Consider the following 6,629-nt stretch of genomic DNA (forward strand, 5'->3'; position numbering starts at 1 on the left):
GGGGGAGATGGGGAAGATTGTGTAGGGGCGGGTTTCACTACTATCTTTTTGGTTACACCCAGATGTAACTAAACCCGCCCCGACTGTACATAAGACGAATGACATAAGACAAATAACAAATGACAAATGACAAAGGACAAATAACGAATCAATTTAAATCAGCGGTTGTCGCGTCTAAGTTAACGACAGCTTGTATAAAGTTTGACAAATACCTGGCGAAAATAAATCGAACGCCTCTCACTGATATTCGTCAAAAACTACGACAAGAACTTAATACCTATCGCCATCAGGGAATGCTGAGTGTTGTCGTAGTTGGACAATATGGCGCGGGAAAATCTACCCTGATTTCGGCGTTGACAGGGCGGCGAGATATTGCTATTCATTCCGATATTACAACGGATCAGATCACCCGCTATAATTGGCAGGGAATTGAACTCATCGATACTCCTGGACTGTTTACAGAACGGCAGGATCATGATGAAATAACCTATAGCGCGATCGCCAAAGCAGATTTGTTGATTTTCTGTCTCACCTCGATGCTGTTTGACGCGATAACCGTGGAAAATTTTAAGCAGTTAGCCTACCGCCAAGGCTATCGCTGGAAAATGATGCTGGTGATTAATAAAATGTCCGAGGAAGCGGGTGAGGAACGGGAAAAAATCGCGAACTACCGCCGCTGTTTAGCTGAAGCTTTACATCCCTATAATCTGGATGAATTTCCCTTATGTTTTATCGATGCCAAAGACTACTGTGAAGGAATCGATTCTGGGGATAAATTTCTCAGAGACGTGAGTCGTTTTTCTACCTTCATTCAGACATTGGATACCTTTGTCGAACAGCGAGGGTATTTGACCCGCTTTGATACCCCAATTCGCATCGCTTTAAGCTGTGTGGATGACGCGCAGTTGCATATCAGTCGTACTACCCCCCAAGACACCATATTCTTAGAACTACTGACCCGCCTAACTCGTAGTCTACACCAAGAACGCGATCGCCTGCGAACTAAAATTCAGGGGATCATTCTGCGCCTATCTGCTGCGATTACTCAAGAAGGCGATATCCTGCAAGTAGCCTTGGGTAGTGAACTGAACTTTGAACAATTGACTCAGCAGACTGAACTGAATATCCAAAACCATTATGAACAAGCTGGCGAAAAAATAACCAATATCCTAAACCAGGCGATGATATCCCTACACCAAACTATCGTAACAATAATAAAAGGAAATCTGGTGCAAATTTTACTGGAATCGTGGGAACATGCTAAACAAGATAATGACAATTCAGGTAACTCTAAAAAGGCACAACGCATCCATCGTCAATTGCATTGGCTGAAAACCTTTAGGGATACCGTTAAGGCAATGTCAGAAAACTATCCTCAAAATTTAGCCGAGTTTCAAGTTAAACCTTGGCAGTCAGTAGAAGCGATGACTCCAATTATCCATATTTCCCACTTCTTAAGTTCGGCAACGATCATTTTCTCCGAAAAACCTGAACCGGATACTGGGGAATACCCAGCGGATAGAGAAAAGCAAATGAACGATATTATCCGTTATATTACCAGTCAATTCCAGGCAATTGCTAAACATCTAGAGAATCAAATTAATACTCAAATCTGGACTGTAGAACAACAAACCTATCGAAAACTTGAGCAACAAATTGGTGTCAGACGTCAGCAGGAAATCGACGCGATCGCGGGTTATACCAAAGACGTAAAACAATTAGCTGAAATTCGTCGTGACTTTGAGCGAATTTTGCAGTATATTAGCAAGGCAACAGTCGATTCGTCGGCGTTCCCAGGAACGGGTGACGGGTGATTTGGTTAGGTGGGAAATCAAGAAGGTTATCATGGAGTTAAATACATTTTCTATTTATGCAAAAAACTCAGAAAAGGGTCAACAGGTAAAAAGCCAAGTTGAGCAACAAGGATTTGAATATTCTGAGACTTTTCCTGACTTTATGATTACAGTAGGAGGAGACGGAACTTATCTAGAAGCGGAACGAATAAAACCGGGAATTCCCAAGTTACTGGTTAAAGACAGTCTGGTTTGCTTCAAGTGTCATGATGAACCCCTGGATAAGATGCTGGCAATGATTCAGGCGGAGAAAAGTCAGTTTAAGGAGATTATTAAACTCGAAGCCATTCATGGGAAGGATCGATTATTAGCCGTGAATGATATTATCCTGAGAAACGAAAACCCTATCCATGCTATCCGATTTAAGGTAAGTGTGAATCAAGAGGAAGTTGATCCCAATCTGATAGGGGATGGTGTAGTTGTCGCTACTCCTTTTGGCGCTACTGGCTATTATCGTTCTGTAACCCGTCGCCCATTTAATCAGGGGATAGGTGTAGCATTTAATAATCCCACTCAGGAAAAACAACCCTTGTTGTTAGATGAAACTGATGAACTGAGTCTGGAAATCACGCGGGAGGTGGGACAGTTAGTGGCGGACAATAATCCCACGATAGTGACAGTTAATCCAGGGGATAGGATTATGATTCGCAAAGCCTCAGAGGTAGGACTATTGGTGACTCATAATAACCAATAACGTGGAATTGATTTTTATACAATAATTGACCTCATTTATACGTAAATAAATTGTGGGAATGATTATGGTTGGTTGTAGGGGCGAGTCGCTGCTCATCGTAGGCGGTGTTAGAATTAACCTGTCTCGACTCGCCCTTGTCTAAATGTAGGCGGTGTCGCGGTGTCAGATAATTATTGATACTGGATGCAGGGCGACCCGATAAGATTAATGGGTGAGTCGTGTTAATTTTGTGCGGCGGGTCGTCCCTACAGCGCATTTTGTCTGTTGTACTAATAAATGTTAACAAGCCTTAAATTTTCACTGTTTCCTGTTAAGAGTTTCTAATCTCAACCGTTAAGTTTAATTTTGTCGGATTAGTTCTGAACTGCTACTATGGCATACAGCGATTTTTCATTGAATCAGGTCAAAAAGGTCTTTGGACTAACAGAACAATCTGTTCAGCTTTTCAGTGATGTTCCTATCTTAGAACCGAGTAACTGGCTACAGGAAACCCTTAGCTACAGCCTGAAGTTAGCGCTGTCTTCGTCCAGTGAAAAAGCCCGATCTGAATTTATTATTGCCCCAATTTTAATTGAGCTAGAGCGACGAAATCCGAAGAAACTCTCTATCTACTCTGGCGAAAAGCTCGATGTAGACGAGGAGCAAGGGTTGAAAGGAGAATGTGATTTTATCTTATCTAAAAGTCCCGTTTCTCTGACGATGCAGGCTCCGATTATTTCTTTGGTAGAAGCGAAGAAAGGCGATATCAAAGGGGGTTTAGGTCAGTGCATTGCTCAAATGTTGGGAGCGCAACGCTTCAACGAGCTAGAAAATAACTCAATTTCTGGGATTTACGGCTGTGTGACAACGGGAGAAGATTGGCAATTTTTGAAGCTAGAGGGCGATGTTGTTTTTGTGGATGACCATAGATATTATATTAATGAACGGGAAAAACTACTTGGTATTTTTCAATTTATTGTGGATAGTTACTAAACATTTTGACAACTGTAGTGGGCGGGTTTAGGAACTAAAATCCGCCCGACTCAGAACTAACGGAACAACACAACCCGCCTTTGTAAGGCAACATCCGGTGATAAATGTTAATGTCGCATGGTTAATATGCAAAAATGTCATTTGTGTGCGGATTATGTATCCTAAGTAACGAGATGAATTGGGGAGTCCCCATAGATTATAGGGATGAAGGATGAGATATGAGAGCCTGGAACTCAAGTTCCAGCTTAAAGCTAAAATCCGTTGAAACGGGTTCAATGACTGACCGAGTAAGCTCGATTCTTACTTAAGCTTTCAGTTTCGGAAATTTATTTCCTGGCTATACGATGAGCGAGATATCTCCCTTAAGTTAGTGCTATTAATCAATCTAAATGAGTGTGACATTTGAGGGGATGGACTATAAATTAATTGAAATGAATGGTTTTATTGAATGATCATGAATCAACCCAACTATCTTGGTAAAGTCTATTTAATCGGCGCGGGTCCGGGAGATCCTGGATTATTTACCCTCAAAGGTAAAACTCTGTTAGAACACGCTGATGTGGTCATTTATGACGCATTAGTCAGTGCGCCAATTTTGGCAATGATTAACCCCAAGGCGGAAAAAATTAATGGCGGAAAACGGCGGGGGCGTCATTCCTTACCCCAGGAACAAACCACTCAGTTACTGATTGAAAAAGCCAAAACCAATGCTGTTGTGGTGCGCTTGAAAGGCGGTGATCCCTTTGTCTTTGGACGCGGTGGAGAAGAAATGGAGGATTTAATCCGGGCGGGTGTATCGGTGGAAGTCGTTCCGGGTATCACGTCGGGTATTGCCGCACCTGCATACATAGGAATTCCCTTGACCCATCGCCAGTATAGTTCATCCGTGACCTTTGTCACTGGACACGAAGCCGTGGGCAAGTATCGCCCTGAAGTTAATTGGCAGGCGATCGCCCAGGGCAGTGAAACGATTGTAATCTATATGGGGGTGCATAATCTGGGCAATATCGTGGCGCAAGTTATCGCGGCGGGACGTTCTCCAGACACCCCGGTGGCGTTAATTCGCTGGGGAACGACACCGCAGCAAGATCACTTAGTCGGAACCTTGGACACCATTGTGCAGCAAGTGGACACCACTGGATTTGAAGCCCCTGCGATCGCGGTTATTGGTGATGTAGTTAATCTACAGCAAATTTTGAGCCACTGCCAACCTATAATTCTTAGTTAGGATGAGTGAGAAATCGTTCAAGTTGCGCTCAAACATAGTAGATAGGAGAAGCAGGGGAAGCAGGGGAAGCAGGGGAAGCAGGGAAAGCAGGGAAAGCAGGGGAAGCAGGGGGAGAGAAAGTTATATCTTTAGAATGCAACTTGGTATAAGTTGGTTGGTGGAAATAAACCCAACCATGTTAAGTTGGGTAAATAATTCTCAAACCCTTACATAAACGTAGCTTGCTTCTTTTCGGGAGCGAGTATGACAAATGACGAATGACGAATGACAAATGACGAATGACGATCACTACCGTTAACTTCAATTGTCCCCACCTACTTAGATGGTCAATTCCGGGTCATCCACACCCAAAAACAGGTTAATGCGCTGGTGGGAGTCCCTAACTCCCCCATCACGATTATTGGTAATCGCCTTGGCTGCACCCTTGGCGGTGTTGAATGCATGGGCATTTTCGGAAATTTTTGCTTATTTTGAATCCCTATTGGTCACGGTATTGGCGGCTTCGCTGTTAGCCTTCCTGTTGAACTATCCGGTAAGCTGGTTGGAAACTCTGGGAGTTAAGCGAGGATTAGCCGCGTTATTTGTATTTCTAGTTGCGTTATTGCTGTTGTTCGCGATTGGTGTAACTTTATTTCCCCTAGTTCTTACTCAAGCCCAACAATTGGTGAGTCGTTTACCTGAATGGTTCGATTCCGGGCGGCGTCAGTTAATCATGCTGGATCACAGGTTGGAAGATTTAAACTTACCGATTAGCCTGGATGGTTTAATTATTCAAATCAATGACCGACTCAAGGGACAACTGCAAGTTATTGCCTCTCAAACTTTGAACATAACTTTAAATTTAGCAGTGTTTACGGTAACTAAGGTTCTGGATGTATTATTAACGATTATTTCCACGTTTTATTTACTCCAGCATGGTCGGGAAGTCTGGCGTAGTTTAATTGAATGGTTACCCAATAAAGTCCAGAAATCAGCGTCGAATACGCTACGCTTAAGCTTCCAGAACTATTTTATTGGGCAGATTATTATTGCTACTTGTATGGCGTCGGGGTTGATTTCGCTATTTGTCTTGCTCAAGGTTCCGTTTGGGTTGTTATTTGGATTTACGATTGGAGTTATGGCACTGGTTCCCTTTGGCGGTTCTGTGGGGATAGCGTTAGTGACGCTACTGGTAGCCTTGCGAGATATTGGTTTGGGGGTTCAGGTATTAGCGGTGGCGGTGGTTTTTCAGCAACTTGTGGAAAATTTATTAGCACCGAGAATTTTTGGTAGTGTTACGGGATTAAATCCGTTTTGGGTGTTTATTTCTCTGTTAATTGGTGTGCGGGTGGGAGGATTATTGGGGGTGATTGTGGCGGTACCAACGGCTGTTGTGATTAAAGAGGCGTTGGTTGAGGTAAGAAAGGCGAGAAAGGATCGGAATATGGAGGTGACTCCATCGGCTGAGTTGGTTCAAGATGTGTAGGGGTGCATTGACGTGCATTGGTATCAACTTAAGCTAGAAACCCCTCACCCCCAGCCCCTCTCCCACTCTGGGGCTATGCATTACCCACAGCTTTCTTGAAATTAGCGAGAGCGATCGCCCTCTCCAACCCCCATTCCTACATAGCCAATTCTCTATAAAACTTGATCCCACACTCCGCACTTCAAAATGTAACATGACAGGTTACAGACACGTCTCCGAGAACACTAAGCATAAATACTCACTTTACTGAGGATTGATACCTTGAGATAATTAGCCAGTTAGCTGTAACTATTTAAAAGAGAGATTAACCTTGTCTAAATCAACAATAGAAGTCAAAAACCTAGACCATTTGGGGATTATAGCTGGATTAATTGATGAAATAGGAATAGTGGATATCATTAATGAAAAATTAGAAAT

Annotated in this window: 6 protein-coding genes; all 6 read left to right on the forward strand. The window is 43.1% G+C overall.

Going from position 1 to position 6,629, the window contains the following annotated elements:
• Positions 1 to 119 precede the first annotated feature (119 nt).
• Positions 120 to 1,814: a GTPase gene (locus tag RID53_RS22780; RefSeq protein WP_446390278.1), complete on the forward strand. Its 1,695-nt coding sequence runs from the start codon at positions 120 to 122 to the stop codon at positions 1,812 to 1,814.
• Positions 1,815 to 1,845: 31 nt separating this feature from the next.
• Positions 1,846 to 2,547 carry a hypothetical protein gene (locus RID53_RS22785; protein ID WP_446390279.1) on the forward strand — a complete coding sequence of 234 codons (702 nt, stop codon included), beginning with the start codon at positions 1,846 to 1,848 and terminating at the stop codon, positions 2,545 to 2,547.
• 372 nt (positions 2,548 to 2,919) lie between these two features.
• The gene (locus RID53_RS22790) at positions 2,920 to 3,519 is read left to right on the forward strand and encodes a hypothetical protein (protein WP_446390280.1); all 600 of its coding nucleotides are present in this window, start codon (positions 2,920 to 2,922) and stop codon (positions 3,517 to 3,519) included.
• Between the two features lie 454 nt (positions 3,520 to 3,973).
• On the forward strand, positions 3,974 to 4,747 hold the full coding sequence (cobA, locus tag RID53_RS22795) for a uroporphyrinogen-III C-methyltransferase (protein WP_446390281.1): 774 nt from the start codon (positions 3,974 to 3,976) through the stop codon (positions 4,745 to 4,747).
• A gap of 322 nt (positions 4,748 to 5,069) precedes the next feature.
• The gene (locus RID53_RS22800; RefSeq protein ID WP_446390282.1) at positions 5,070 to 6,212 is read left to right on the forward strand and encodes an AI-2E family transporter; all 1,143 of its coding nucleotides are present in this window, start codon (positions 5,070 to 5,072) and stop codon (positions 6,210 to 6,212) included.
• Between the two features lie 310 nt (positions 6,213 to 6,522).
• A partial coding sequence (locus RID53_RS22805; RefSeq protein ID WP_446390285.1) for a DUF4277 domain-containing protein occupies positions 6,523 to 6,629 on the forward strand: 107 nt, incomplete at its 3' end.

The sequence above is a fragment of the Coleofasciculus sp. B1-GNL1-01 genome, from assembly GCF_040220235.1.
GTDB lineage: Bacteria > Cyanobacteriota > Cyanobacteriia > Cyanobacteriales > Coleofasciculaceae > Coleofasciculus.

Coding starts and splice junctions, on each gene's coding strand:
- RID53_RS22785 (WP_446390279.1), top strand. CDS start 1,846: ATGGAGTTAAATACATTTTCTATTTATGCAAAAAACTCAGAAAAGGGT.
- cobA (WP_446390281.1), top strand. CDS start 3,974: ATGAATCAACCCAACTATCTTGGTAAAGTCTATTTAATCGGCGCGGGT.
- RID53_RS22780 (WP_446390278.1), top strand. CDS start 120: ATGACAAATGACAAAGGACAAATAACGAATCAATTTAAATCAGCGGTT.
- RID53_RS22790 (WP_446390280.1), top strand. CDS start 2,920: ATGGCATACAGCGATTTTTCATTGAATCAGGTCAAAAAGGTCTTTGGA.
- RID53_RS22800 (WP_446390282.1), top strand. CDS start 5,070: ATGGTCAATTCCGGGTCATCCACACCCAAAAACAGGTTAATGCGCTGG.